The sequence below is a fragment of the Caballeronia sordidicola genome, from assembly GCF_001544455.2.
Classification (GTDB): domain Bacteria; phylum Pseudomonadota; class Gammaproteobacteria; order Burkholderiales; family Burkholderiaceae; genus Caballeronia; species Caballeronia sordidicola.
Map to the genome: position 1 here is coordinate 278,648 of NZ_FCOC02000005.1, position 24,948 is coordinate 303,595.

The window sequence follows — 24,948 nt, forward strand, 5'->3', positions numbered from 1 at the left end:
CCCGTCCCCACACGTTCAAGCCATGACTATCATCAAGCAGGAAGATCTGATTCAGAGCATCGCGGATTCGCTGCAGCACATCAGCTTTTACCATCCGCTCGACTACATCCAGGCACTCGGCCGCGCGTACGAGCTCGAAGAGAGTCCGGCCGCGAAGGACGCCATCGCGCAGATCCTGACGAACAGCCGCATGTGCGCCGAAGGCCACCGGCCGATCTGCCAGGACACGGGCATCGTCACGGTGTTCGTGAAGGTTGGCATGGACGTCCGATGGGACGGCGCCACCATGAGCGTCACCGACATGATCAACGAAGGCGTGCGCCGCGGTTACCTGAATCCGGACAACGTGCTGCGCGCGTCCATCGTGAGCCCGCCCGAAGGCGCGCGCAAGAATACGAAAGACAACACGCCGGCCGTGATCCACTACGAGATCGTTCCCGGCGACAAGGTCGACGTCCAGATTGCGGCGAAAGGCGGCGGCTCGGAGAACAAGACGAAGTTCGCGATGCTGAATCCGTCTGATTCCATCGTCGACTGGGTGCTGAAAACCGTCCCGCTGATGGGCGCGGGCTGGTGTCCCCCCGGCATGCTGGGGATCGGCATTGGCGGCACAGCCGAGAAGGCGATGGTCATGGCGAAGGAATCGCTCATGGACGCCATCGACATTCAGGATGTTATCGCGCGTGGCCCGAAGGACTGGATCGAAGAATTGCGCGTGGAGCTGCACGAGAAGGTGAATGCGCTGGGTATCGGCGCACAGGGACTTGGCGGCCTCGCGACCGTGCTCGACGTGAAGATCATGGCCGCGCCGACGCACGCCGCATCCAAGCCGATCGCGATCATTCCAAACTGCGCCGCGACGCGTCACGCGCATTTCACGCTGGACGGCTCGGGTGTCGCCAGGCTCGAAGTGCCTTCGCTCGATGCATGGCCGAAGGTCGAATGGGTCGCGAACACGGAAACCAGCCAGCGCGTGGACCTGAACACGCTGACGAAGGAACAGGTCGCCGCGTGGAAACCGGGCCAGACGCTGCTGCTCTCCGGCAAGATGCTGACCGGCCGGGACGCGGCGCACAAGCGCATTGCCGACATGCTCGCCAAGGGCGAAAAGCTGCCGGTGGACTTCACGAACCGCGTGATCTATTACGTCGGCCCGGTGGACCCCGTGCGGGAAGAAGTCGTCGGCCCGGCGGGTCCGACCACCGCCACGCGCATGGACAAGTTCACCGACATGATGTTGTCGCAGACCGGCCTGATCTCGATGATCGGCAAGGCCGAGCGCGGCCCGGGCGCCATCGAGGCAATCAAGAAGCACAAGGCGGCCTACATGATGGCGGTGGGCGGCGCGGCGTATCTGGTATCGAAGGCGATTCGCGGCGCGAAGGTCATCGCATTCGAAGACCTGGGCATGGAAGCCATTTACGAGTTCGACGTGCAGGATATGCCGGTCACGGTCGCCGTCGATTCAACCGGGACTTCCGTACATCAGACGGGACCCAAAGAATGGCAGGCAAAAATAGGTAAAATTCCAGTTGCAACGGCGTAGAGGGTTTAAACTCCTACTCCAGTAATGCGAAGCAAAAAAGAGCCGGGCCTTGTGCCCGGCTCTTGCATTTTGAGGACGCTCTGAAGAGAACTGTTGTCATTCTCATTACACTTCGCCAACGAACATAAACCGCCGCAATCCAGCGGGAAAAACCCATTTTCATATTGGCTTTTTAAACTTGAGCAGTTATGTTTGAAAAGCTATAACGCCACGCAAGGAACCACGATGAAAGGCGACGTAAAAGCGATCGAGTATCTGAACCAGCAGTTGAAGAACGAACTGACGGCAATCAACCAGTACTTTCTTCACGCCCGCATGTACAAGCATTGGGGCCTGGAGAAGCTCGGCAAGCATGAATACGACGAATCCATCGGCGAGATGAAGCACGCCGACTGGCTGATCCAGCGTATTTTCATGCTCGACGGCTTGCCCAACCTGCAAGACCTGCACAAGCTGCTGATTGGTGAAGAGACGCTCGAAATCCTGCAGTGCGATTTGAAGCTGGAACAGATTTCGCAAAGCACGTGCAAGGAAGCCATCGCTTATTGCGAATCGGTTCGCGATTTCATCTCGCGCGAAATCTTCGTGAAAATTCTCGATGACACGGAAGAACATATCGACTGGCTGGAAACGCAGATCGATCTGGTCGCGAAGGTCGGCATCCAGAACTATCAACAGACCATGATGGGCGAAAACGAATAATCGAACAGCCGCAATGCCTCTAGAAGCCACTCGCTCTTCTTCTCAGGCGGCCGGCCTGGCGCTCGGCGCGAACTCGCCCGTAGGCATTTTCGATTCGGGCCTCGGCGGTTTGTCGGTGTTGCGCGCCGTGCGCGCAGCTTTACCGGACGAGCGGCTGATCTACGTCGCGGATTCACTGTACGCACCATACGGCGAGCGCGACGACGACTTTATCGCCGACCGGACGCTGGCTATCGGTGAATGGCTGATTGCACAGGGCGCCAAGGCGCTTGTCGTAGCGTGCAATACGGCGACGGCGCAGTCCATCGCGCAGGCTCGCGAGCGGATGTCCGTTCCCATGATCGGCGTGGAACCGGGCATCAAGCCCGCCGCGCTGATGTCGCAAACCCGCGTGGCCGGCGTGCTGGCCACCGCCGTCACCTTGCGCAGCGCGCGCTTCCAGGCGCTGGCCGAACGTCATGCAACGGATTGCCGCTTTATCCTTCAGCCGGGACATGGGCTCGTTCAGGCGGTGGAACGCTGCGATATCGACTCGCCCGAACTGATCGAACTGCTCAGAAGCTACATCCAGCCAATGCTCGACGCCAACGCCGACACGCTTGTGCTCGGCTGCACCCACTACCCTTTCCTCGACAAGGCGATCCGTTCCATTGCGGGCGACAGGCTTGCGTTGATCGACACGAGCGTTGCGATTGCGCGGCAACTGGAACGGCAACTGGACCTGCACGGCCTGCGTGCGGCACCTTCGCACGCGGCGGAATTGCCGCGCTTTTGCTCGACCAGCGACGGCCAGATGCAGCAACAACTGGTGGCGTCGCTGCTTGGTCTCGATGTACACGTCGAGCGCGTCGTCATTCCATCGCGCCGTACGTTGGCGCTGGAATCCTGAGCGCTCAAAAATGCGGCATGGAGCCGCATCGGCCGTCAAAAACCCCCTATCTGGCTAAATAAAACCCTTTCGCAGATGCGGATTCAGCCCGCATCCTGCTTGGCACGCCTTACCCAGCGTGGCGTCGCGTCCCGCCCCTCATTTCTGCGCATCTTGCGTTCAAAAAAACCAACGCTCCCTATTGCCAACGTTCGCATAAGGAATGATAATAATTCGCATTAACGTTAGCTATCGTGGTTGCCACATGATCGTCTGTGTTTGCAAGTCAGTATCGGACAGAAAGATTCGCGCTTCCATTGCCGACGGCGCTGCTACTTTTGATGAACTGCAATTCGAGCTTGGTGTCGCGATGTGCTGCGGCAAATGCGAAGAAAGTGTACGCGACGTGATGCTGGAAAGCGGATGCGCGTCGCATTGCGGCATGCGCGGCGATCAGCATCAGGCCGTCCCGCTCACGTTCTACGAACGCAAGGCCGCCTGAAGCTGCCCGAAGCGCTGCGAGTCCTCAAAGACCGGCAGATTTCATACGTTCGAAAGCGCCACAATGCACGGCTGCAAGCTGTGAAGCGTGGATCATGTGCAACACCGGAGTTTTCCGCTCGCAAGCCAGGTCACATCAAGCCAGCACGCCAACCCCCATTCAAGGAGGGAACGATGGAACTGCTGATCGGTTTTGTGGCCACGCTGTTTATTTCTCTGCTCATCTTCCGAAAATGAAGTCCTCCAGTCATACATGCTGCATGGGCTTTCGCTGTTCGCACGGCATCACCGCCGTGCAACCACGCTGATATGCCGTCTCCATCATTTACCCCGGGCGGGGCTGCGACGCTCGGTGCGCCGGGCCCCGGTCCGTCGGACAATTCCGTCAATCCTCGCGTTGTCGCGGCGACTGTTGCTGTCGTGGGGATCCACGTCGGCCTGCTCGCAATCGCCCTGACGATGCGCAACGAGCCGCCGCCGCGTCCCATCGAATCGAAGACGATCACCGCCGAACTGATCAGCTCCGCGCCGCCGCAACCCGTCGCCGCGCCTGCAGCCATTCAGTCGACGCCCGTTCCTCCGCCGCCGAAACCGGTTCCACCGAAGCCGACGCCCAAACCGAAGCCGACAGTCCAGCCGCACGTAAAAGCCGCGCCGACGCCGTTGCCCGAAACCGCGGCGCCGTCGACCATTGCAGCCGCTGCGCCGGAAGAAACGCCTGCTGCGCCCGCGCCGCCGGCTCCCGCAGCGCCGCCGCCTGCAGCACCGGCTATCGGCCGTCCGACGATGGCGCTCAATGCGCCAAAGGACGTTGCGCATCTCGATTGCAACATTGCAATGCCGGAATATCCAGCGCTTGCGCGGCGCAGAGGCGAATCCGGCACGGCCGTGGTGAAGTTTGTCGTCGGGCTGACAGGAAAGATCGAGAATATCGAGCTGAAGAAGAGCAGCGGTTCGTCGCGGCTCGATGACGCCGCGCTCGACGCCATGCGCGCAAGCGCCTGCAAGCCCTACAAGGAAAACGGCGAGGCGATCCGCGCCGCCTATTCCCAGCCGTTCGTCTTCGGGCTGAACGACTGACGCGAACGCATGCCGGCAAAAACCAAGAATTCGACCTAATTTTTAGATATCTACAGGAACTGCAATGCAAAGCTATGGTTTGGCCCACGTCTGGGCGCAAGGGGATTTTGTGACGCGGGGCATCGCGCTCGCGCTGGCGATCATGTCGGTGCTGTCATGGACCGTGATCGTGGTGAAAGGTCTGAACGTGCTGCGCCTGAAACGCCTGACCAAGAACGCGGAACAGGCGTTCTGGCACTCGGATGATTTCGCCGATGGCATCAAGAAACTGAGCAACCAGTCGTCCAATGCGCAGGACAACCCGTTCCTCGCCCTCGCCCTTTCCGGCCAGGACGCCGCCGATCACCATCACCAGACGCAACCGCACTTGCATGACCGCATGGATGTGTCGGACTGGATCACGCGCTGCCTGAAAGACACCATGGACGAAGGCGTCGGCCGGATGCAGGCGGGTCTTGCCGTGCTGGCGTCGATTGGCAGTACTGCGCCGTTCGTCGGCTTGTTCGGCACGGTTTGGGGGATTTATCACGCACTTCTGACCATCGGCGCCACGGGGCAGACGTCCATCGACCAGGTTGCGGGACCGGTTGGCGAATCGCTGATCATGACGGCGTTCGGCCTGTTCGTCGCGATTCCGGCCGTGCTCGGCTACAACGCGCTGACGCGCTGGAACAAGTCGATCGTGACGAAACTGAACCGCTTCGCACATGGCCTGCATGCATTCTTCGTGACGGGTACGAAGCTCGCGTCGAGCAAGCGCGGCGACGGCCTGCGCCTGGCCACGCATCAGGCGTCGAGCGCCCCGTCGGGCGTCAAGCCTGCGTCGCGCGTGAGCTAAGGGGAAGTCGTCATGGCCATGAGCCCTTTCTCCAGCGACGAAGATGACGGCATGATGAGCGAGATCAACATGACGCCGCTGGTCGACGTCATGCTCGTTCTGCTGATCATTTTTCTCGTCACGATTCCCGCGATCAATCACGCGGTGAAAATCGATTTGCCGAAGGCGAGCAGCCAGCCGCAGGACACCAAGCCGGCGCATGTGGACGTGGCCGTGGAAGCGGACGGCACAGTGCTCTGGAACGACCAGAAAGTCGACGATAACGCGCTGCAGGCGCGCATAGCGGATGCATCGAAACAGACGCCGCAGCCGGAACTGCGTTTGCGCGCGGATCGCAAGGTGCCGTATGAACGCGTCGCCGACGTGATGTCGGCTGCGCAAGGCGGCGGGTTATCGAAGATCGGGTTCGTGACCGAGCCCAAGGCGGGCGCGAAGTAGTTCGAATGCTGCAAAGCTACAAAGTAAAAGGCCTTCATCGCAATGATGAAGGCCTTTTTTTGTGTGCGCGCGGCACATTCGGGCTAGCGGTTACTTTGGGGCCGAGTAGCCCGAACCCGCGGCATCGCCACATGCGACAGCCGTGCTCGACACGGACAGCGCGATTAGCCCTATCAGGCCTACTATAAAAGCGGCCGTGAGTTTTCGCATAAGCAGCTCCTTAGCGAAGAGATTTCACTATAGTGCCGCGCCAAAGCAGGTTCAAGCGCGCGCCGATTGAATCTCTGCATCGCAAGCGCGCGCTTCAATGTCAGAAACTTGCGCGGGCGTCACGATTAGTCAAACTGTTTCGTGAGCAGCTTCAACCGGAAGAGGACATTCTCCAGGAAAGCGCTCGCCGTCATTGATCGACTCCACCAGAAAGTCCACGAACGCGCGGATTGCCGGAACCATTCCCTGGCGCGACAGGAACACGGCGTAAAGCTGCGGCGCCGGAAAAGTCCAGCCCGGCATGACAGGCGACATCTGGCCGGTCCGAAGCGCCGCGCCATATAACATCTCGGGCAACGCGGCAATGCCCACGCCGCGCATCACGGCCTCGCGGATCATGCCCAGATCCGCCGTGACGAGGCGTGGCTCGTGTTCGAACTCGTGCCGCGTGCCATCGGGCGCGATCATGCGATAAACATGGCGGCCATCGCTGGACGGGACGTCGATGGTGTCGAACTGAGCCAGTTCGGAAGGCACGAGCGGCGGCGCGTTCGGCTTGAGCAGCGACGGCGCCGCGACCAGCATCTGCTCGGTTCGCCATAACGGCCGCGCAACGATAGTGGAGTTGACCGGCGGTTCTGAACGCACGCGCAAGGCGACATCGACGGGATCTTCGAACAGATCGATCACGCGATTCGTCACGCTCATGACGACGCGGACTTCGGGGTATCGATGCAGGAAATCCGGAATCACCGCCGACAAAAACGTCTGCGCAATCGTCACGGGCACGCTCACGCGCACGCTACCGCGAGGCGAATCCCTGAGACTGTGGACAATATCGACGGCCGCTTGCGCTTCGGCGAGCATGCCCTTGCAATGTTGATAGAAAAGCTGGCCGGCTTCGGTCAGCGCGAGTTTCCGGGTGGATCGCTGCATCAACCGCACGCCAAGCGATGTCTCCAGCTCCGACACGCGCCGCGACAACCGCGACTTCGAAATGCCCAGCACGCGCTCGGCGGCCGAGAATCCGCCGTGCTCGACCACGTATGAGAAGTACATCAGGTCATTGAGGTCGTGCGAGTCAGGTTTCATGCGGGCAGGCGGATGGTTGTTTCAGTGGTGGGACAATCCATTGCGGATGGACGGCTTTTTCCCCGGAATCCGGTCCATATAATAGCTCCATGTCTTGAATTTGGCGCTAATCACCGGATTGCGCCCATTCCTGTATCAGCTAACACGAGGACGAAAATGGACACCACACGCAGTATCGAACGCACGATCCCGGCGCTCCGCACGGTGGAGGGCGGCGGTTTTGTCGTGCACCGGCCGTTTCCCACGCGGTTGCTGATGGACTTCGATCCGTTCCTGCTTCTGGACGAAATGGGGCCAGTCGATTACGCGCCGGGCGAGGCCAAAGGCGCGCCCGACCATCCGCATCGCGGATTCGAGACCGTCACCTATGTGCTCGAAGGCGAGTTCGGTCACAAGGATTCCGCCGGTCATTCGGGCACGCTGCGTCAAGGCGACGTGCAATGGATGACGGCTGGATCCGGCGTCGTTCACAGCGAAATGCCCGATCCGGAATTCACGCGCACGGGTGGCCGCGTGCATGGACTGCAGCTTTGGGTAAATCTGCCGAAGCGCGACAAGATGATTCCGCCGCACTATCAGGAGATTGCATCGGCGAGCATTCCGGTGGCGGCAAGCGAGGACGGGCGCGTGCGCGTGAAGGTTATCGCGGGTGAAGCGCTGGGCGTGAAAGCGGCTATAGAAACACGCACGCCGATTCTTTATCAGCATTTCTCGCTGCAGCCGGGCGCGTCGGTCGTGCAGCCGGTGCCGCGCGACTTCCGGGTGTTCGGTTATGCCTTGTCGGGCGATGGCTTCTACGGCTCCAATAAACAGCCTGTCAAGGCGCGGCAAATGATCGTCTTCGCGGACGACGGCGAGACTGTCACTTTCAGCGCCGGCGATGAACCGCTCGAATTGCTGTTGCTCGGCGGCGTGCCGCTGAAGGAGCCGGTCGTGCGCTATGGTCCTTTCGTAATGAACACGGAAGACGAGATTCGCCAGGCCGTGGTGGACTTCCAGGCGGGACGGATGGGCACGATCAACCACTAGCCCGACCTGGCACTGGCGGCGTCCGTTTCACCGGCGCGGCACGAAAGACACTATTTGCGTCACAATAGTCTTTCGTGCCGCGCCATTTTATTGTCTGAAATTTTCAGACGCCGCCCCGTTTCAATTTTCCGGAGTACCGCATGTCCGAAAAGTTTGTGTCGCCGGTTGTCAGCGCCAGCATCGGCGCCAAGGATTTTCAGGTCGTCCTGAGCGACGGCAAGCATGAATGGCGTGGCGATGAACCCGAATCACATGGCGGCACCGATACCGGGCCGACGCCTCACGGTCTGTTGCTTTCGAGCTTGGGCGCATGCACGTCGATCACGTTGAAAATGTATGCGAAGCACAAAGGATGGCCACTGGAAGATGTTCACGTCACGCTCACGTACCAGTCCACGCCGCCGGAAGCCACGGTGATCGACCGCCAGATCCAGCTGACGGGCGAACTCGACAGCACTCAGCGGGAACGCCTTTTGCAAATTGCAAACGCATGTCCCGTGCACAAGATTCTCTCCGGGTCGATCGCGATCAATTCCGGGCTCACGCCCGTTTGAACCCGCTATCGATGCGCTTAACGATCATCTCAAGGAAACCGTCGTTTTGAATTTCGAACACCTCATCCAGATCAACGACCCGCTCAACCCGTTTGTGGAAGCCATGACGCGCGAACAGGTCTGGCAAGGGCTCGTGCTGCGCGCAGAACAGCCGCAACTGTTCGTGATCGGCCTGGACCGATGCGCGATCCTGTCGCGCGAAGGCGATGTGATCGAACGCGAGTTGCACTACGGCCAGGCGCGCGTGCGCGATCGCGTGACGCTGATTCCCGAAAGCAGCGTGCGCTATGACATTTTGCCGACGCCCGAGCACGTGGGGGGGTCGCTCACCATGGCGATAGAACAGCCGGACGAGCTTCAGCTATTCCTGCGCTTCACCTACGCGACCACCCTGCCCGTCGCCGACGATCCCAACGCGAGCCCCGACGCCCTGCAAACACAGGAGATCGTGAAGTCGGCGTACAGGGAAGCGGATATCGATACGGTCAGGTTGATTCGCCAGTTCGCTCATGGCAGCAAACTGGAAGGGCCGCTGCACTGAAGGCTGACGCGTTTCGATAGAACAGTACTGGAAAGCCTATGGCTATCGAAATGTAGAATCGATGAAGACATCGTTGTTGCAAATACGAATGGTTATCATTAAGATTACTCCATCGACTCAACGAACGGACTTCTCGACATGACCGACATCCTGCGCTCCAACACGCTTCGGCTGCGCCGCCCGGTTGAACGGTCCGCCGCGGCGAGCATCGGACGGCCGCGTACCGCTGCAGTGACTACGGCGCGTCCGGCGACAACCGCATCCACGGAAACCGGCGAGCGCACGTTGCGCAGCGACACGCTGCTGCAAGGTCAAAGTCACATCAGCATCATGCATAACGGCGAGACCTATCAGCTACGCGCCACGCGCCTGGGCAAGCTGATTCTCACGAAGTAACGCGCGTAACACGCATTCATCAGGACAGGATTTCAGTACCGGGTATTGTGGGGACCACCTCTTCGAGAGGTGTTTGGCAATAGCCAGCCATGACGGCTTGCACGCGAGAATTTAGACCCCTTCGTGCAAACACCAGCCAGTCGTCGATAGCCAGCGAAGCCGCTTTTTTTGGTTCCCAGCGAGTGCTTGCGAAAGCACGGTTGATAAAGCAAAAAGCACGTTTTCTCGTCGAAAACGTGCTTTTTTTATTTGAATCCGTACAAGCGTTACGGCTTTCGATCAGACGTTTTCGATACCCAACGCCGCAATGCCCGCCTTCGCCACCGCCGCATCCTGATCCGACTTCACGCCGGAAACGCCGACCGCGCCAACCAGATCCGCACCAACCATGATCGGCACGCCGCCTTCGAGCATTGCGGTCATCGGCGCACTCAGGAACGCGACGCGGCCCTGCTTGATCATGTCTTCATAGAGCTTCGTTTCACGCCGGCCGACCGCCGCCGTGCGCGCCTTGCCTGTCGCCATTTCGGCAGTGCTTGCGCCCGCGCCGTCAAGCCGGTGAAGATGCAGCAGGTGGCCGCCTTCATCGACAATGGCAATCGTCACATTCCACTTGTTCGCCAGCGCATGTGCTTCGGCGGCTGCGGCGATGATTTTCACGTCATCATCGGTCAATGCGGGTTTCGTTCTCATTGGGTCACCTTTGTAGTTGTCGTCGCGAATAGATACAGGTTACCGCGAGAAGCCCCAGAACATCAGGTACCAGGCGCTATCGACGACAGCCAGCGCCGCGATGAACCACAGCATCGCGGCAACGCCACGCGACATTACGCGACCGGGAACGTATCGTCCGATCACATGCCACGCAAGCCACGCGCTCCATAAATTGGCGACGCCAAGCAATCCCAGGCGCACGCCGGGCACCCACCAGAGCGGCAACTGCTCCGCGCGCAGCAGTGAAACCGTGGTCGCCGACAGCCCCAGGAACACGCCCACGCCCGCAATAGGAATCAGCGCCTGCGTCAAATGATGCAGCCTTGCGAACTCGAAGCGGCCGAGCATGCGCGTGCCGGCCGCGAGCAAACCCAGCAGCACGGTCCCATAAACCAGCCCGGTCACGACGATGTATCCAATCACCATCGTGCCATCGAGCCACGAAAAGACGTCGTTTTGCTCGGGGTAATGCGTAAAGAGGAACCACGGCGCGTTGGTGTCGAGCGGCCACAGAATGTTGTGATCGATCAGCCAGCTCGCGAAAATCTGCTTCAAGTCGACGAACCAGGTGCTCACGGTCCAGTGAAATGCGCCAATCGCAATGCCCAGCAAACCGTACAACACCAGCGCCGTGTCCCACGGGTTGGTTCGTTTATCGCCAAGTTTGACGATCTCGGACGAAGGCGAGCGCCACGTAAGCGCGATTGCATCGCGATGACCGCTGCAACGGCCGCACATATGACAGTCCGATGCGCCTTTCATGGCCCGCAGCGGCACGAGCGGCGCGCAATTCACCGGAATCACCCGATGCCCGTGCTCGCCCTCTTTATACGACTTGCGCCACGCGTCCTCGTTGACCTTGTAATGAAACGGCGCCAGGCGCGCCAGCAACGAAAACACGCCATTGACCGGGCACAGGTATTTGCACCAGACGCGCTTTTCCCGCCCATACAGCACGCCGATGATCATTGCGCCAAGCGTCGATCCACCAAGCACCAGCAGGACGGCTTTTGGATACTGATAAACGCTGACCATCTGACCGTAGATGGTCGTGATGCCAAACGCGACAAACGGCCAGCCGCCCCAGCGCAACCAGCGCGGAATTGCCCAGCCTCGCCCGAATTTGCTTGCAAACTCGGTCAGCGCGCCCTCGGGACACAAAACGCCACACCACACGCGGCCGAGCATCACCATGGACAACAGCACGAACGGCCACCAGATACCCCAGAACACGAACTGAGCCGCGACCGTCAGGTTGTTCCAGATGTGCGCCGTATTGCCGGGCAACGGCATGACGGCAGGAACCAGAATCAGGAATGCATAGACCAGGACCACAACCCACTGAATTGCGCGGATTATGCTGCCGTGCTGTTGCATCCATTGCCCGGCTTGTTGAAGCCGGCCGGGCCGATTCATCACGTCGCTCATGCTGCGCGTCTCGCCGATTTCTGCGCCATGCGGCTTTTCGAACGGCGCAGCAGCAGAAAGATCACCGCCCAGTAAACCACGTATGCAATCAGGTTCATGCCGGCCGGATGCGCGCGATATCCGGTGAGCGTCGCGACCAGTGAACCAAACGTGCTGGAGTCATCGAGTAGCCAGGACGAATTCCAGACCTGGTTCACCACCACGGGCAGAATTTCCTTGTCGATAAGCTTGTCCACGCCTGTCTCGAACAGCCCGGCGGCGAGGAACAGCAACATGATTTCGGTCACGCGGAAAAACAGGCGCCACGAGAAGATCTTGCCGCCAAGCTGCAGCAGATAGAACGTGAAAAACGCGAGCGCAAGACCGATCACAACCGCGAGATATTGCATTGAATCGACGTGACCCGATTGCCCGAAGCCCAGGCCGTACAGGAAAATCACCGTCTCGCTGCCTTCGCGTGCAATGGCAAGCGCGACCAGCAGCGTTACGCCCCACCAGTTGGCGTCCTGCTTGCTTTTTTGCAGCGAGGCTTCCATATCGCGCTTCATCGAGCGGCCATGGTGTTTCATCCACAGCACCATCTGCACGATCAGCACGCACGCCACCAGAACCATTGCGGTCTGGAAATAGTCCTGCGCGTCGCCGGACAGCACTTCCGTGAAACCCACCAGCGCCGCGCCAAGCGCCACGGCGGCCAGCAAGCCGATCGCCACGCCCGCCCACAAATACGGGATGCCGCGCCGCGCCTCGGCGTCGCCGTTTTTCAGCCATGCATACAGGATGCCGACGACCAGCAGCGCCTCGACACTTTCCCGCCACACGATGAAAAGAACCTGACCCATTACCTTCTCTCCCGCTCTACCGAGCCGATGCAACTCTACTTCGCGACGATGACGCCTTGCGCCGACTGATGGAAATCGTCGAAGAACTTGTATTCGCCCTTGTCGAGCGGCGCGATCACGACAAAAGAATCGGCGCCCGGGGCGAGCACTTTTTCCTTGCGCAACTGAATCGATTCAAATTCCGCCGCGCCCTTGCCAATGTTGTGCACCTCGATCTTGATGCGCACGCCCGCCGGTACTTCGATACGCGCGGGATTCAGCTTGCCGTCATTCATTTCCAGCTTAAAAGTCGGGAGGTCGGCAGCTTGCGCCGAAGCAGCGCTGGCCAGCCAACCGGCAGTGATCGCGAGCGATGCGGCGATCAATCTGTATTTACGTGTCATGCATCCTTCCTGGCTGCGCTGTCCGGCGCTCGCTCGTCGCAACGTGCGCACATTACGCCGGACACCTGAGTCCAACTTGGTGACCGGTTTAGTAACCGCCCTTCTTGCCGATGCCGGCGAACGGAAAGTCATACTCGATCGTGTACGGCTTGAACCACGGACCCACGCCGGTTTCCTTGTCGACGTGACGGCCAAACGCCATGTGGCCGGTTTGCATCGGCGGCGCAATGTTGAGTTTCAAGTGATATTTGCCCGGACCGAAGAGCTTGACGTTGTCGCCGTAGTGCGGGCCGTCGTTCGCGACCATGGCCATCAGGTCGCCCTTGATGGTTTGCGTCGTGCCGACTTTCGTCAGTTCGTATGTGACTTGCAGGTAAGGCATCCAGTCGCCTTCGGCAAAGCCGGTCGGATTGTTCTTCACTGCATGGATGTCGGCCTCGAGGTGGACGTCCGAGTCCGACGCCTTGCGCATCATGCCTTCTGGTTCCATCGTGATCGGCTGCAGGTAAACCGCGCCGACTTCCATCCCGTTCTGGATGTTCTGCTTGCCGATCGGATATTCGGCAGCCGATGCCGACGCCATTGCCGCAAAAGCGGCTGCGGCTACCGAGCCGCATACCAAAGTTGAGACCTTCATCCACTACTCCTTGTTGTTATTGACCGGTGCGTCCGGTCCGACCCGATTGTTTGCCAACGCGCCAACATTAACCGCAAAAATTCCGAATGAGAATGCAATGTGAAAGCTTAATACGAACCATTCTCAATGATTGGGAAGTTTAGCATCGATTGGAGGGACGAACAATTCGATGAAGCGAAACAAAGCCTTGTCGCGACAAGGCTTTTGGCGTGATCTGACCTTGGTCCGCACATAAAAAACAGCGGGCTCTGGAAGCCCGCCGCCCGACCTTCCGTAGCCACAAAGGGCTCAGAGATGATCGCCTACGTTCGCGCCGAAAACACGCTGCCGCAATAGCGACAGTTGGTCGCGCGTCTGCGCCGCTTTCTCGAATTCGAGGTTTTTCGCGTGATCCATCATCTGTTTTTCCAGCCGCTTGATTTCCTTCGAAATCTGCTTTTCGGACATATCTTCAAACTTCGCACGTGTTTGTGCTTCCTTCAGCTCGGCACGCGCGTCGTCCACGTTGTAGACGCCATCAATGATGTCCTTGATCCGCTTCGTCACGCCGCGCGGCGTGATGCCTGCCGCGAGGTTGTGCGCTATCTGCTTCGTGCGCCGGCGCTCGGTCTCGCCGATGGCGCGTTTCATGGAATCCGTCATGTTGTCGGCATAGAGAATCGCCTTGCCGTTTACGTTCCGGGCCGCCCGGCCGATCGTCTGGATCAGCGAACGTTCGGCGCGCAGAAAGCCTTCCTTGTCGGCATCGAGAATCGCAACGAGCGAAACTTCCGGAATATCGAGCCCTTCCCGCAACAAGTTGATGCCGACCAGCACGTCGAACGAACCGAGACGCAGGTCGCGGATGATTTCCACGCGCTCGACGGTGTCGATGTCGCTGTGCAAATAGCGCACCTTCACGCCGTGATCTGCCAGGAATTCGGTGAGCTGCTCGGCCATACGCTTGGTCAGCACCGTCACCAGCACGCGCTCGTGCACCTTCACGCGCGCGTTGATCTCGCCGAGCACGTCGTCCACTTGCGAGCGCGCGGGACGCACCTCGATCTCGGGATCGACCAGACCTGTTGGCCGCACCAGTTGTTCGGCGACCTGTCCAGACGTGCGGTTTTCGTAATCCGCGGGCGTCGCCGAGACGAACACGGCCTGACGCATCTTTCGTTCGAACTCGTTGAATTTCAGCGGCCGGTTATCCAGCGCCGACGGCATCCGGAACCCGTAGTCGACCAGATTCTCCTTGCGCGCCCGGTCGCCGTTGTACATGCCATTCAACTGACCGATCAGCACGTGCGACTCGTCCAGCAGCATCAGCGCGTCGGGCGGCAGGTAATCAACCAGCGTGGGCGGCGGTTCGCCGGGCGCGGCGCCCGAGAAATGCCGCGAATAATTCTCGATGCCTTTGCAGAAACCCAGTTCCTGCAGCATTTCGAGATCGAAGCGCGTGCGCTGTTCCAGCCGCTGCGCCTCCACCAGCTTGCCGTCCTTGTGGAAGAACTCTAAGCGCTCGCGCAGTTCGGCCTTGATTGTTTCTATGGCGCGCATCACCGTGTCGCGCGGCGTTACATAATGCGACGACGGATACACGGTAAAACGCGGAATCTTGTTGCGCACGCGGCCGGTGAGCGGATCGAAGAGTTGCATCGACTCGATTTCGTCGTCGAAAAGCTCTACGCGCACGGCCATTTCGGCGTGCTCGGCCGGGAAGATATCGATGGTGTCGCCGCGCACACGGAAACTGCCCCGCGAAAAATCCGCTTCGTTGCGGTTGTATTGCATGGCGATCAGCCGCGCGATGATGTCGCGCTGACCCATCTTGTCGCCCGTGCGCAACGTCAGAATCATCTTGTGATATTCCGACGGATTGCCGATACCGTAGATTGCGGAAACCGTCGCCACGATCACCACGTCGCGCCGTTCGAGCAGGCTTTTCGTCGCGGAAAGGCGCATTTGCTCGATATGCTCGTTGATCGACGAATCCTTCTCGATAAACAAATCTCGTTGCGGAACGTAGGCTTCCGGCTGGTAATAATCGTAGTAGGAAACAAAATATTCCACGGCATTGCGCGGAAAAAACTCGCGAAACTCCGCGTACAACTGCGCGGCGAGCGTTTTATTGGGCGCAAACACAATGGCCGGACGGCCCATGCGCGCGATCACGTTCGCCATGGTGAAAGTCTTGCCGGAACCCGTCACGCCGAGCAGCGTCTGAAATGACAGGCCGTCCTCGATCCCCTCGACGAGCGTCGCGATTGCCGTCGGCTGATCGCCCGCTGGCGGATACGGTTGATAAAGCTGGAATGGCGAACCCTCGAAAGTCACAAACTTCGACTCGTCGAGCGTTTCTGCGGCGTCTACTAGCGGGGTATCGGACATGAGGAAACGGTGCCTTTGGCCGAGAGCAAACCTCCATTCTAGCGGTTCGCGCTGGAGCGGGTTTGACGGCGGATCAGGGTTATTGGAGTGATTCCGGGGATCGGTGGCGGTTCAGCGTTGATTAGCACGCGCTCGCCGGATGTTTTCCAGATGAGGCGGCAGCGCCAAAACGCAAGTGCTTGTTTTCGCGAATGAAAGCATTCCGACGCTCGTTTGATAATTCCGCCAGCCTCATATTGTTTGCCGTCGAAATTCGCGAATCCGACAGCCACAAAACTCGAAATTCATTCGTTTCTTCCGCCTCTTCTCACCGAAAAGCGCCGTTCAATTCGTTACAATGCCGAACTGGGGTTTTCATCGATGGAAAGGAGTTTTTTGTCAACTCCCCGCCGCGCGGTCGAACACAGCATGCCGCGACTTCCATCCCGAACGCCGCGCACGCCTTTCCACTACCGCCGATAAATCATGTCCCTCTTCTCAGCAGTCGAGCTTGCCCCCCGTGATCCGATTCTGGGTCTGAACGAAGCCTTCAATGCCGATCCGCGCAGCACCAAGGTCAATCTCGGCGTGGGCGTGTATTTCAACGAAGAAGGCAAGATTCCGCTCTTGCGCGCCGTCCGTGAGGCCGAAAAAGCCCGCGTCGAACTGGCCGCGCCGCGGGGATATCTGCCCATGGAAGGCATTGCCGCTTACGACGCGGCCGTTCAAAAACTGCTGCTTGGCAACGATTCCCCCCTGATCGCGGAGGGTCGCGTGATCACGGCCCAGGCACTCGGCGGAACCGGCGCGCTGAAGATTGGCGCTGACTTCCTGAAGCGCCTCAACCCGGCAGGCAAGGTCGCCATTAGCGACCCGAGCTGGGAGAACCATCGCGCGTTGTTCGAGTACGCCGGTTTCGAAGTCCTGAACTATCCGTACTACGACGCAGCCACGCACGGCGTGAAGTTCGAGGCCATGCTCGAAGCGTTCAACAGCTATCCGGCAGGTACGGTTGTCGTGCTGCACGCGTGCTGCCACAACCCGACCGGCGTCGATCTTACCCCGGCGCAGTGGGAACAAGTCGTGGCAACGGTCAAGGCACGCTCGCTGCTGCCATTCCTCGACATCGCGTATCAGGGCTTCGGCGAAAACATCGACGCCGATGCAGCAGCCGTGCGCCTGTTCGCCAAGGCCGACATCAACATCTTCGTGTCGTCGTCTTTCTCCAAGTCGTTCTCGCTGTACGGCGAGCGCGTCGGCGCACTGTCGATCATCACGAGCGGCAAGGAAGAAGCTGCCCGCGTGCTGTCGCAACTCAAGCGCGTGATCCGCACCAACTATTCGAACCCGCCAACCCACGGCGGGTCGGTAGTCGCCGCCGTGCTCGCTTCGCCGGAACTGCGCGCGACGTGGGAGCAGGAACTTGGCGAGATGCGCGACCGGATCCGCGCAATGCGCAATGGCCTGGTCGAGCAGATCAAGGCAGCGGGCGTCGAACGCGACTTCAGCTTTGTGAACAAGCAACGCGGCATGTTCTCGTACTCCGGACTGACCGCACCGCAAGTCGATCGCCTGCGTGAAGAGTTTGGCATCTACGCAGTAAGCACGGGCCGGATCTGCGTGGCTGCACTGAACACCCGCAACCTCGAAGTCGTGGCAAACGCCATTGCAGCCGTGCTGAAGTAAGTTTTTTGCACGCCCCTGAAACGGCGCTCCTTGTGGGCGCCGTTTTTTATGCTGCGCGGCCGTGCTAGCGCCCGTCGCGGTGGATATCGTGGGTGATGAAGCCGGAATCATTCTGCGGCATATCCAGCCAGTCACGATGGCCGAGCGTGCCACGAATGTCAGTGAGTCCGCTTGCCCAATGCTCCTGCATTGTCGACAACCCAAACTGATAGTCCTTGTAGTGCCCCTCGAACTCCTTGTGCCTGTAAATAAGGTGAATCACGTTGTAGCGCTTCGAGCACGCAAGTTCTTCCGCGGCCTTGCACCACGGATCGCTGTTTCGAACGTCTACCGGTACTTTCTCGAGCACTTCCCTCAAGACATTCCGAAATCGCTGCGAACGTTGCATGGTGTCGGTGACGAGCCGCGTGCGGCTGGAATACTGGACGTCCTTCACCCGTCCCATTACGTCGACAATGCTGTCCGGCACTGGGCCCTTCGCACTCCACAAGTCGACCTGGAACGCGAGCGTGTCGCGACGCGGCGTGGCCTGGGCAATCTCATAGAGCGGCGTATTCGACATGAGCCCGCCATCCCAGAAATACTCGCCATCAATTTCGACTGCAGCGAATCCTGGTGGCAGCGCGCCGGACGCCATGAAATGTTCCGCACGCAGTTTCATGCGCGTGTTGTCGAAGTACGCAAAGTTCCCGGTTGCCACATTGACGGCGCCCACCGATACCCGCGTTTCCCGCGAGTTGATCCGGTCGAAATCGCAAAGCTGTTCGAGCGTTGCCTTCAACGGCCGTGTGTCATAGGAACTGGCCGTGGCGGGGTCGCCCGCAGCCAACGGCGACGGCGGCGGAAACCGCGGCACGAAAAATCCCTTCTGGCCTTCCACCAGCGCGCTCGCCGCCTGCATCGCCGTGAAGGCCTTGCGAATTTCATCGGTGGAATTAAAGAATGCGTGCTCGACGAATGCCGGCAACGGCGGCATGAAAGCCGGCTGGCAGATCGTTTCCCAAAATTCGAGCAGGCGCGGCACCCTGTTCTCCGGCGCATTCCCCGCAATGATTGCCGTGTTCAACGCGCCGATGGAGATCCCGGCAATCCAGTTCGGATGAATCCCCGCTTCGTTCAATCCCTGATAAACGCCACCCTGATAGGCACCGAGCGCCCCGCCTCCTTGCAGCATCAACGCAATGGTTTCGTATGGCGGCAACTTGATCGCCCTCGCCGTATCCGGGCTGGGCGACGCCGCTGCTTCCGTTGGTCCTGCAAGATCAAGCGAAGTCACTTCGCGGGGCTCTTTCATTACCTTCGAGCGCTTTGACCCTGCACGCGCGTTGACACTGTTCGTCCGTTCTGCCATTGAAACTCCTGTTGACGTGTTCTACGTCCGGGCGCCGACGCTTGCTTGCTCTAGGACAATAAGACCATGCAACGCCGCGTCAATCAACCTTCTGCACACGTCATAGCCCATTCGGCCGGCTTTTCGACCCTGCGCAATCCTTGTAGTCTTTACCCCACGGACAATCCCCATCGCCGCGTGTATTGTGAAAACCAATTAAGCTTTGAGACCCGATTCGCACCACAAGAAACCCTAAACTGGAGATACCGCATATGAACTATCGTCGGCTGGGACGTTCTGGCTTGCAGGTCAGTGAATTGTCGATTGGCTCGTGGGTGACTTACGGCACTCAGGTCGATCACCGGGTCGCACGCGAGTCGCTTGCGGCGGCGCGGGATCACGGAGTCAATTTCTTCGATAACGCTGAGGTCTATTCCAAAGGCGGGTCCGAGGAAATCATGGGCCGCGCGCTGAAGGAACTTGCCTGGCCACGCGTGAGCTATGTGGTGTCCACGAAATTTTTCTTCGGGCTCAACGACGGTGCGAACCAGCATCAGACGCTCAATCGCAAATACCTGCATAACGCTATCGACGGATCGCTTGCACGGCTGCAACTCGATTACGTCGATCTCGTGTTCTGCCATCGTCCAGATCCGCATACGCCCATAGAGGAAACCGTCTGGGCGATGAGTGACATCATCGCGCGCGGCAAGGCCTTGTACTGGGGCACGTCCGAATGGAGCGCCGACGAGATTCGCAGCGCCCATGACATTGCCGAGCGGCATCATCTGCACAAACCCGTGATGGAACAGCCTGAGTACAACCTGCTGCATCGCACGCGTGTCGAGCGGGAATACAAGCGGCTCTACGAGGACATTGGACTCGGCCTGACTACGTGGAGCCCGCTCGCTTCCGGCTTGCTGACCGGCAAGTATAGAGACGGAGTTCCCTCCAATAGCCGCGCGCAATTGCAGGGTTACGAATGGTTATCGAAAAAACTCACGGACAAAGGAGCGAACAACATTGTCGGGAGACTCGCCGAAGTTTCTGATCAGCTCGGTTGTTCGCTCGCGCAACTGTCCCTTGCATGGATCCTGCTGAATCCGCATGTCAGCACGGTCATTACCGGCGCGTCACGCGTCGAACAGATTCACGAAAACATGAAAGCGATCGATGTCGTAAAAAAGATCACGCCCGAGATCAAGGCGCGGATGGAGGAGATCGTTGGCGACGCGTTCGTGTGAGCGCGGCGGGAAGCGGCATGCGGGTCGGCTACAATAGCGACCCCGCCGGCGTGTAAACGTAATGCACCTGACGTAATGCATCTCGACCGGTATTTATCCGGCTGGCTCGGCCCGCTCCTTCTCGTTTTTCGTCTCCGCTCATTCATCGCCATGCTTAGTTATCGACACGCCTTTCATGCAGGCAACCACGCAGACGTGCTGAAACACGCGATCGTCGTGCAGTTGCTGCAATACCTTGGCCAGAAGGACAAGGCGTTCTGGTATATCGATACACATGCCGGGGCCGGCGTGTATTCGCTCGCTGATGGTTACGCGACAAAAACGGGTGAGTTCGAAACGGGCATAGCCAAGCTTTGGGGCAAGCGAGATCTTCCCGGACTGCTCAAGGATTACGTCAAGGAAGTCAAAGCCCTCAACGCGGACGGGACGCTGCAGTTCTATCCCGGTTCGCCCTACCTTGCATGGCGAACCATGCGCGAACAAGACCGGATGCGCCTGTTCGAGCTGCATTCCACCGAAATCGATGTGTTGCGCCACAATTTCCGCGATGCCGGCCGCCGCGCGATGCTTTTCGAAGGCGACGGCTTCGAAGGCATTCTCAAGCTTCTTCCGCCGCCGCCGCGCCGTGCTTTGGTGCTAATTGATCCGTCGTACGAGGACAAACGCGATTACGCGCGTACGCTGAATTGCCTTGAGGAAAGCCTCAAACGGTTTGCAAACGGGACTTATGCAGTATGGTATCCGCAAGTGACGCGGCTGGAGTCGCAGCGTTTCGCCGATCAGTTGAAGCGCGTCCAGCCGAAGAACTGGCTGCATGCTTCATTGACCGTAAGCAAGCCGCCGGTCGATGGTTTTGGCTTGTTTGGCAGCGGTATGTTTATCGTGAATCCGCCGTACACCTTGGCCGGCGAGCTGAAACAGGCGCTCCCCTATCTGGTCGATACGCTCGGCCAAGACAGTAAGGCGTCGTTCAAGCTCGAGCACAAGGGCGATTGAGAAACGCTGCATTCGCTATTCCACCGAAGTGACGGAGCCTGTCGCCGTGTGCGGATCAGATGAACGCGATACGGCCTTTGGTCCGAATCCCGCATTTTTTGAGGCAGTCGCGGGATCGGTTGCGGCGGACGTTGGCGCTGCGGGTATAGGCTGCGCTCGCGGTTGAGCCCGAGGTTGTTCGGACGACTGCGATTGAGTGCGGGATTGCGATTCGACCTGCGGCGGCGGTTGCAACCGCGTTTGAGATTGCGCTCGGGTGGTCGGTTGCTGAGACTGCGGTTCCGGTTGTGCCTGAGATCGAGTAGCCGCCGGCACGCCGTATAACCCGCCGGAATGTGACCCGGAAGAGCGCAGCCCACGACCGCGCCCCGACCCCGCAGAACCTGACTGAGGTTGGATTGCAGGCGAGATGCCATAGCCTTGAGCACCGGCGTACCCGCCTGGTTGCACTTCAATGTACGGAGAAATTACAACCGGCTGCTGCCCCTGCTGCGGTACTTCCGGCAGCGAACCGAGCGGGCGCGCCGGAACCATGCCCGATTCGTTCAGTGGCCCCGTCTGCAGGACCGTACCACCAGCGCCACTATGGATCCCTGTTTGTGTGTCCAAGATGAGCGGCCGACCTCCTGGCTGTGCAAAGACGTCCGCTGGCATTGTGCTGAAAACCAGCATCGCGCCGGCCAGGGCTGCGCATCTGATCCACGTCTGTTTTGAACTCATGGCGCCCCGCGTCAAATTATGATTGTTGATACGCCTCAAAGAACTCGTTCATATCATATGAAAGCGCTTTACCTTACCGCGATGGTAAGCCTTAGGCTAGCCTTCCCGGCTCGATAACTTACGGAGATTTAATGACATTCCAGAAACCGATCATTACTGGTATTGCTGCGGTTGCGGCGTGCATCGCTGTGTCGATGCCGACAGCTTTTGCGCAGGCTCCGGCATCCGCTGGATCAATGGCTGGCATGGACATGTCGGCAACGAAGAACGCCCCGGGGAACGAGGCAACGAAAGCATTTCAGGCAGCCGACCAGTCAATGATGTCGGGTATGTCAGGCATCGAGTACACCGGAAATGCGGACCACGATTTCGTCGCCCACATGATTCCCCATCATCAGGGAGCGGTTGCTATGGCCAAAGTCGAATTGAGGTATGGGAAAGACGCGAAGTTGCGCGCACTGGCGAAGGAAATTATCGCGTCGCAGGACAAGGAAATCACGTTCATGAAGCAGTGGCTCGCGGCTCATCCACAGAGCAAGTGACTGCCGCCACCGAGAAATGACAAAGCCCCGCATGCGGGGCCTTTTCAGTCTTCAACCGGATACCGGTCGGAATTTACAGCGAATAACCTTCGGTTTCCAGCGAACGGATGCGCTTTTCAAGCTGGACGATATCTGACGACTGAGCCAGATATTCCTCGCGACGATTACGTTCGGCGGTTTCAAACCAGATGCTGACTTTTTCGAGCAGGAATGCAAACATGATTTTTCTCCAAGGATTTCAATGAATCCCCGGCGGTTCGGGTCAGGGATATCCCTCAAAAGGGTTAACCCGAATTATAGATGAACCGGCATCCGAGTGTTAGTGAAATGCCTGCATTGGGTGCATTCTTTTTTGGAATGGTGCATGCACCGATACCGATCAACCAACTGATTCTTATAAGTTTTTCGCTGTAGCCCGAAACTTCCAGCTAAATTTGCACCAATATAGTTCTTTGCAAAAGGAAGAATTGTAAATTTTGCACCAACTCGAATCAACCTGCGAGCCGTTCCAGGATAGGGCAATCTGGTCGTTCATCGCCATGGCAATTGACAGCGAGATGAGCCAACGTATCGCGCATGACGGTGAGCTCTGCAATTCGTCTATCCAGTTCCGCGACGTGTTCGAGCGCGATTGCTTTCACCTCTGCGCTAGCTCGTTTTCGGTCTTGCCACAAAGCCAGGAGCTTTCGAATATCTTCAACAAGAAAGCCGAGTCGGCGTGCCTGCCGCACAAATTTGAGCGCGTGGATTTCATGCGTTCCGTACACGCGATACCCGGACGTTGCTCGCCCCACAGGCGGCAAGAGCCCGACGCTTTCGTAGTATCGAATCATTTTGGCGGTTACGCCCGACGCGCGCGCGGCTTCACCTATGTTCATAGTCAAGCTCCAAAATTTTATTTCAACTGTACACCTTCCAACGATAGGAAGGTATAGCATGTCTCGTTTCATAAACTCAACATGGGAATAGACGTGACTGAATTTCAAGTAGAAGGCATGAGCTGCCAGCATTGCGTCGCGGCAGTAACGCGCTCGATTCATGAAATCGATGCCGATGCAAAAGTGCAGGTCGATCTTGAACACGGGAAAGTGATCGTTGCGTCGACCGAGACTATCGACGCGCTCAGAGAAGCCATTGATGAAGCCGGTTACACAGTTCTCTCGGCAAAAACCGAATGATCAGCGAAAGCGCTGACTTCAAAGTCGCCGTGATTGGCGCTTCCGGGCTACTTGGGCGCGCGATTTCGGACGAGCTTGCCCGGCAGACGCGATGGCAAGTGGTTAAAACGGCATTTCGTCGCGGCAACGCGACGACCGTCATTCTCGATATCCGCGACGAAGCCGCTGTGCGGCGGTTTATCGCTGAGCAGAATCCTAGTGCCATTGTGATAACCGCGGCCGAGCGGCGACCGGATATTTGCGAAAGCGACCTCTCGCTTGCAAAGGCTTTAAATGTGGATGCGTTGCGTTTCATTGGAACGGTCGCTCGGGAAATCGGAGCGTGGACACTTTCGATTTCCACCGACTATGTCTTCGATGGCACTCAACCGCCCTACCATCCCGACGATGTACCGAACCCACTCAACGCGTACGGTCTTAGCAAGCTCGAGGGAGAGCTTGTGTTGATGCGAACAAGCGCGCGATCTTGCGTTGTACGTCTCCCGCTGCTCTACGGACCAGTCGTCGACTGGAGCGAATCCGCAGTAACCAGTTTGGTGCCAGCTATCATGAAATCAACGGGCGAAGACGCGCCAGCGACTATGGATGCCTGGGCGACACGTTATCCGACCTTCACGCCGGACGTCGCAGTTGTGGTTCGGCAGTTATTGGAACGCTGCGAATCCGGTACGCCTGTCAATGGCGTGATGCATTGGTCTGGCGATGAGCCGATGACAAAGTATGACATCGCTGTTTGTATCGCCCGGAAGTTAGGCGTTGAAGCCAAGCTTCATCCTCAATATGCACCGGTCGATGCTACGCCTCGCCCGAAGGACTGCCACTTGGCCTCGGATGTATTGGAATCGATGAATATGGGTCGCAGAACGCCATTCGAAACCGGGATTCGCACGGTGATGCAAAACTGGCCGGAACCTACAATCGTACGGTAGCTGCGTGATTTATCGAGTTTTGCGCTGATGCACGCTTTCAACCCGGAGATCTGGAAGCTCGCACAGTTGCGCGACATCTGCGCATTAAATCGGAACCGTAAACGCAAAAACCCCACCGAGTTGGGTGGGGTTTTTGCGTTTATGCTGAGTGTATTTCAGCGAATGGGGAGCCTGA

The 24,948-nt window shown here is 58.7% G+C and carries 27 protein-coding genes; 17 read left to right on the forward strand and 10 right to left on the reverse strand.

The window, feature by feature from the left end:
- Window positions 1–22: 22 nt before the first annotated feature.
- The 7 genes from AWB64_RS12185 (at window position 23) to AWB64_RS12215 (ending at window position 5,973) form a co-directional block, all read left to right on the forward strand.
- Window positions 23–1,546: a fumarate hydratase gene (locus AWB64_RS12185; RefSeq protein ID WP_060819164.1), complete on the forward strand. Its 1,524-nt coding sequence runs from the start codon at window positions 23–25 to the stop codon at window positions 1,544–1,546.
- Window positions 1,547–1,771: 225 nt separating this feature from the next.
- Window positions 1,772–2,248, forward strand: coding sequence for a bacterioferritin (gene bfr, locus AWB64_RS12190; RefSeq protein WP_060819165.1), 477 nt, complete (start codon window positions 1,772–1,774; stop codon window positions 2,246–2,248).
- 13 nt (window positions 2,249–2,261) lie between these two features.
- On the forward strand, window positions 2,262–3,137 hold the full coding sequence (gene murI / locus AWB64_RS12195; RefSeq protein WP_060819167.1) for a glutamate racemase: 876 nt from the start codon (window positions 2,262–2,264) through the stop codon (window positions 3,135–3,137).
- Window positions 3,138–3,381: 244 nt separating this feature from the next.
- Window positions 3,382–3,618 carry a (2Fe-2S)-binding protein gene (locus AWB64_RS12200; RefSeq protein WP_060819169.1) on the forward strand — a complete coding sequence of 79 codons (237 nt, stop codon included), beginning with the start codon at window positions 3,382–3,384 and terminating at the stop codon, window positions 3,616–3,618.
- A gap of 308 nt (window positions 3,619–3,926) precedes the next feature.
- Complete coding sequence (locus tag AWB64_RS12205; RefSeq protein WP_082850455.1) at window positions 3,927–4,697, forward strand: energy transducer TonB; 771 nt, start codon at window positions 3,927–3,929, stop codon at window positions 4,695–4,697.
- A gap of 64 nt (window positions 4,698–4,761) precedes the next feature.
- Entirely contained in the window at window positions 4,762–5,535 is a 774-nt protein-coding gene (locus AWB64_RS12210; protein ID WP_060819171.1) for a MotA/TolQ/ExbB proton channel family protein, read from the forward strand.
- Between the two features lie 12 nt (window positions 5,536–5,547).
- Window positions 5,548–5,973 carry an ExbD/TolR family protein gene (locus AWB64_RS12215; protein WP_060819173.1) on the forward strand — a complete coding sequence of 142 codons (426 nt, stop codon included), beginning with the start codon at window positions 5,548–5,550 and terminating at the stop codon, window positions 5,971–5,973.
- A 339-nt stretch (window positions 5,974–6,312) separates the two neighbouring features.
- On the opposite strand, the gene AWB64_RS12220 is transcribed toward AWB64_RS12215, so the two are convergent.
- A complete protein-coding gene (locus AWB64_RS12220; RefSeq protein ID WP_060819174.1) occupies window positions 6,313–7,275 on the reverse strand; it encodes a LysR substrate-binding domain-containing protein in 963 nt (320 codons plus the stop codon).
- A gap of 156 nt (window positions 7,276–7,431) precedes the next feature.
- Here AWB64_RS12220 and AWB64_RS12225 point away from each other — a divergent pair, with 156 nt between their 5' ends.
- From AWB64_RS12225 to hemP, 4 genes are all read left to right on the forward strand, one after another.
- Window positions 7,432–8,304, forward strand: coding sequence for a pirin family protein (locus AWB64_RS12225; RefSeq protein WP_060819175.1), 873 nt, complete (start codon window positions 7,432–7,434; stop codon window positions 8,302–8,304).
- Window positions 8,305–8,444: 140 nt separating this feature from the next.
- Window positions 8,445–8,858: an OsmC family protein gene (locus AWB64_RS12230; RefSeq protein ID WP_060819177.1), complete on the forward strand. Its 414-nt coding sequence runs from the start codon at window positions 8,445–8,447 to the stop codon at window positions 8,856–8,858.
- A gap of 46 nt (window positions 8,859–8,904) precedes the next feature.
- Window positions 8,905–9,399 (forward strand): SRPBCC family protein, encoded by a 495-nt coding sequence (locus AWB64_RS12235; RefSeq protein WP_060819179.1) that lies wholly within the window; start codon window positions 8,905–8,907, stop codon window positions 9,397–9,399.
- 138 nt (window positions 9,400–9,537) lie between these two features.
- Window positions 9,538–9,795: a hemin uptake protein HemP gene (gene hemP / locus AWB64_RS12240; protein ID WP_060819181.1), complete on the forward strand. Its 258-nt coding sequence runs from the start codon at window positions 9,538–9,540 to the stop codon at window positions 9,793–9,795.
- A 279-nt stretch (window positions 9,796–10,074) separates the two neighbouring features.
- Here the strand turns inward: hemP and AWB64_RS12245 are convergent, their stop codons facing one another.
- The 6 genes from AWB64_RS12245 to uvrB all read right to left on the reverse strand — a co-directional run bounded on the left by AWB64_RS12245 (window position 10,075) and on the right by uvrB (window position 16,169).
- On the reverse strand, window positions 10,075–10,488 hold the full coding sequence (locus AWB64_RS12245) for a GlcG/HbpS family heme-binding protein (RefSeq protein ID WP_060819183.1): 414 nt from the start codon (window positions 10,486–10,488) through the stop codon (window positions 10,075–10,077).
- Between the two features lie 39 nt (window positions 10,489–10,527).
- Window positions 10,528–11,937: a 4Fe-4S binding protein gene (locus tag AWB64_RS12250; protein ID WP_208603269.1), complete on the reverse strand. Its 1,410-nt coding sequence runs from the start codon at window positions 11,935–11,937 to the stop codon at window positions 10,528–10,530.
- Window positions 11,934–12,779 carry an FTR1 family iron permease gene (locus AWB64_RS12255; RefSeq protein ID WP_060819185.1) on the reverse strand — a complete coding sequence of 282 codons (846 nt, stop codon included), beginning with the start codon at window positions 12,777–12,779 and terminating at the stop codon, window positions 11,934–11,936. The genes AWB64_RS12250 and AWB64_RS12255 overlap by 4 nt, the downstream gene beginning before the upstream one ends.
- 35 nt (window positions 12,780–12,814) lie before the next feature.
- Window positions 12,815–13,162: a cupredoxin domain-containing protein gene (locus AWB64_RS12260; protein WP_060819187.1), complete on the reverse strand. Its 348-nt coding sequence runs from the start codon at window positions 13,160–13,162 to the stop codon at window positions 12,815–12,817.
- A gap of 88 nt (window positions 13,163–13,250) precedes the next feature.
- Entirely contained in the window at window positions 13,251–13,799 is a 549-nt protein-coding gene (locus AWB64_RS12265; protein WP_060819189.1) for an iron transporter, read from the reverse strand.
- Window positions 13,800–14,087: 288 nt separating this feature from the next.
- Window positions 14,088–16,169 (reverse strand): excinuclease ABC subunit UvrB, encoded by a 2,082-nt coding sequence (gene uvrB, locus AWB64_RS12270; RefSeq protein ID WP_060819190.1) that lies wholly within the window; start codon window positions 16,167–16,169, stop codon window positions 14,088–14,090.
- 465 nt (window positions 16,170–16,634) lie between these two features.
- Here uvrB and AWB64_RS12275 point away from each other — a divergent pair, with 465 nt between their 5' ends.
- Window positions 16,635–17,834: an amino acid aminotransferase gene (locus tag AWB64_RS12275; protein ID WP_060819192.1), complete on the forward strand. Its 1,200-nt coding sequence runs from the start codon at window positions 16,635–16,637 to the stop codon at window positions 17,832–17,834.
- A 64-nt stretch (window positions 17,835–17,898) separates the two neighbouring features.
- Here AWB64_RS12275 and AWB64_RS12280 read toward each other — a convergent pair whose 3' ends face one another.
- Entirely contained in the window at window positions 17,899–19,128 is a 1,230-nt protein-coding gene (locus AWB64_RS12280; RefSeq protein WP_060819276.1) for a DUF3734 domain-containing protein, read from the reverse strand.
- A gap of 308 nt (window positions 19,129–19,436) precedes the next feature.
- Between AWB64_RS12280 and AWB64_RS12285 the strand changes: the two genes are divergently transcribed.
- The 3 genes from AWB64_RS12285 to copM all read left to right on the forward strand — a co-directional run bounded on the left by AWB64_RS12285 (window position 19,437) and on the right by copM (window position 22,666).
- The gene (locus AWB64_RS12285; protein ID WP_060819194.1) at window positions 19,437–20,408 is read left to right on the forward strand and encodes a potassium channel beta subunit family protein; all 972 of its coding nucleotides are present in this window, start codon (window positions 19,437–19,439) and stop codon (window positions 20,406–20,408) included.
- Window positions 20,409–20,558: 150 nt separating this feature from the next.
- Window positions 20,559–21,404 carry a 23S rRNA (adenine(2030)-N(6))-methyltransferase RlmJ gene (locus tag AWB64_RS12290; protein WP_060819278.1) on the forward strand — a complete coding sequence of 282 codons (846 nt, stop codon included), beginning with the start codon at window positions 20,559–20,561 and terminating at the stop codon, window positions 21,402–21,404.
- Window positions 21,405–22,255: 851 nt separating this feature from the next.
- Window positions 22,256–22,666 (forward strand): CopM family metallochaperone, encoded by a 411-nt coding sequence (gene copM / locus AWB64_RS12295; RefSeq protein WP_060819195.1) that lies wholly within the window; start codon window positions 22,256–22,258, stop codon window positions 22,664–22,666.
- A gap of 73 nt (window positions 22,667–22,739) precedes the next feature.
- Here copM and AWB64_RS31370 read toward each other — a convergent pair whose 3' ends face one another.
- Window positions 22,740–22,886 (reverse strand): DUF3563 family protein, encoded by a 147-nt coding sequence (locus AWB64_RS31370; protein ID WP_087882081.1) that lies wholly within the window; start codon window positions 22,884–22,886, stop codon window positions 22,740–22,742.
- A 271-nt stretch (window positions 22,887–23,157) separates the two neighbouring features.
- Window positions 23,158–23,544, reverse strand: coding sequence for a Cu(I)-responsive transcriptional regulator (gene cueR, locus AWB64_RS12300; RefSeq protein WP_060819197.1), 387 nt, complete (start codon window positions 23,542–23,544; stop codon window positions 23,158–23,160).
- Between the two features lie 81 nt (window positions 23,545–23,625).
- Between cueR and AWB64_RS12305 the strand changes: the two genes are divergently transcribed.
- Together AWB64_RS12305 and AWB64_RS12310 are read left to right on the forward strand one after the other, a co-directional pair.
- A complete protein-coding gene (locus AWB64_RS12305; RefSeq protein ID WP_060819199.1) occupies window positions 23,626–23,844 on the forward strand; it encodes a heavy-metal-associated domain-containing protein in 219 nt (72 codons plus the stop codon).
- Window positions 23,841–24,773, forward strand: a complete 933-nt coding sequence (locus tag AWB64_RS12310) for a dTDP-4-dehydrorhamnose reductase family protein (RefSeq protein WP_060819201.1) — start codon at window positions 23,841–23,843, stop codon at window positions 24,771–24,773. Before AWB64_RS12305 ends, AWB64_RS12310 begins: the two co-directional genes overlap by 4 nt.
- Window positions 24,774–24,948: the final 175 nt, after the last annotated feature.

Excerpts from the sequence above, each read along its gene's own strand:
- cueR (WP_060819197.1), bottom strand. The coding sequence starts at position 23,544 with ATGAACATAGGTGAAGCCGCGCGCGCGTCGGGCGTAACCGCCAAAATG.
- AWB64_RS31370 (WP_087882081.1), bottom strand. The coding sequence starts at position 22,886 with ATGTTTGCATTCCTGCTCGAAAAAGTCAGCATCTGGTTTGAAACCGCC.
- AWB64_RS12245 (WP_060819183.1), bottom strand. The coding sequence starts at position 10,488 with ATGAGAACGAAACCCGCATTGACCGATGATGACGTGAAAATCATCGCC.
- AWB64_RS12215 (WP_060819173.1), top strand. The coding sequence starts at position 5,548 with ATGGCCATGAGCCCTTTCTCCAGCGACGAAGATGACGGCATGATGAGC.
- AWB64_RS12200 (WP_060819169.1), top strand. The coding sequence starts at position 3,382 with ATGATCGTCTGTGTTTGCAAGTCAGTATCGGACAGAAAGATTCGCGCT.
- AWB64_RS12285 (WP_060819194.1), top strand. The coding sequence starts at position 19,437 with ATGAACTATCGTCGGCTGGGACGTTCTGGCTTGCAGGTCAGTGAATTG.
- murI (WP_060819167.1), top strand. The coding sequence starts at position 2,262 with ATGCCTCTAGAAGCCACTCGCTCTTCTTCTCAGGCGGCCGGCCTGGCG.
- AWB64_RS12230 (WP_060819177.1), top strand. The coding sequence starts at position 8,445 with ATGTCCGAAAAGTTTGTGTCGCCGGTTGTCAGCGCCAGCATCGGCGCC.
- AWB64_RS12265 (WP_060819189.1), bottom strand. The coding sequence starts at position 13,799 with ATGAAGGTCTCAACTTTGGTATGCGGCTCGGTAGCCGCAGCCGCTTTT.
- copM (WP_060819195.1), top strand. The coding sequence starts at position 22,256 with ATGACATTCCAGAAACCGATCATTACTGGTATTGCTGCGGTTGCGGCG.
- uvrB (WP_060819190.1), bottom strand. The coding sequence starts at position 16,169 with ATGTCCGATACCCCGCTAGTAGACGCCGCAGAAACGCTCGACGAGTCG.
- AWB64_RS12225 (WP_060819175.1), top strand. The coding sequence starts at position 7,432 with ATGGACACCACACGCAGTATCGAACGCACGATCCCGGCGCTCCGCACG.
- AWB64_RS12260 (WP_060819187.1), bottom strand. The coding sequence starts at position 13,162 with ATGACACGTAAATACAGATTGATCGCCGCATCGCTCGCGATCACTGCC.
- AWB64_RS12310 (WP_060819201.1), top strand. The coding sequence starts at position 23,841 with ATGATCAGCGAAAGCGCTGACTTCAAAGTCGCCGTGATTGGCGCTTCC.
- bfr (WP_060819165.1), top strand. The coding sequence starts at position 1,772 with ATGAAAGGCGACGTAAAAGCGATCGAGTATCTGAACCAGCAGTTGAAG.
- AWB64_RS12185 (WP_060819164.1), top strand. The coding sequence starts at position 23 with ATGACTATCATCAAGCAGGAAGATCTGATTCAGAGCATCGCGGATTCG.
- hemP (WP_060819181.1), top strand. The coding sequence starts at position 9,538 with ATGACCGACATCCTGCGCTCCAACACGCTTCGGCTGCGCCGCCCGGTT.
- AWB64_RS12220 (WP_060819174.1), bottom strand. The coding sequence starts at position 7,275 with ATGAAACCTGACTCGCACGACCTCAATGACCTGATGTACTTCTCATAC.
- AWB64_RS12250 (WP_208603269.1), bottom strand. The coding sequence starts at position 11,937 with ATGAGCGACGTGATGAATCGGCCCGGCCGGCTTCAACAAGCCGGGCAA.
- AWB64_RS12210 (WP_060819171.1), top strand. The coding sequence starts at position 4,762 with ATGCAAAGCTATGGTTTGGCCCACGTCTGGGCGCAAGGGGATTTTGTG.
- AWB64_RS12275 (WP_060819192.1), top strand. The coding sequence starts at position 16,635 with ATGTCCCTCTTCTCAGCAGTCGAGCTTGCCCCCCGTGATCCGATTCTG.
- AWB64_RS12290 (WP_060819278.1), top strand. The coding sequence starts at position 20,559 with ATGCTTAGTTATCGACACGCCTTTCATGCAGGCAACCACGCAGACGTG.
- AWB64_RS12280 (WP_060819276.1), bottom strand. The coding sequence starts at position 19,128 with ATGAAAGAGCCCCGCGAAGTGACTTCGCTTGATCTTGCAGGACCAACG.
- AWB64_RS12255 (WP_060819185.1), bottom strand. The coding sequence starts at position 12,779 with ATGGGTCAGGTTCTTTTCATCGTGTGGCGGGAAAGTGTCGAGGCGCTG.
- AWB64_RS12205 (WP_082850455.1), top strand. The coding sequence starts at position 3,927 with ATGCCGTCTCCATCATTTACCCCGGGCGGGGCTGCGACGCTCGGTGCG.
- AWB64_RS12305 (WP_060819199.1), top strand. The coding sequence starts at position 23,626 with ATGGGAATAGACGTGACTGAATTTCAAGTAGAAGGCATGAGCTGCCAG.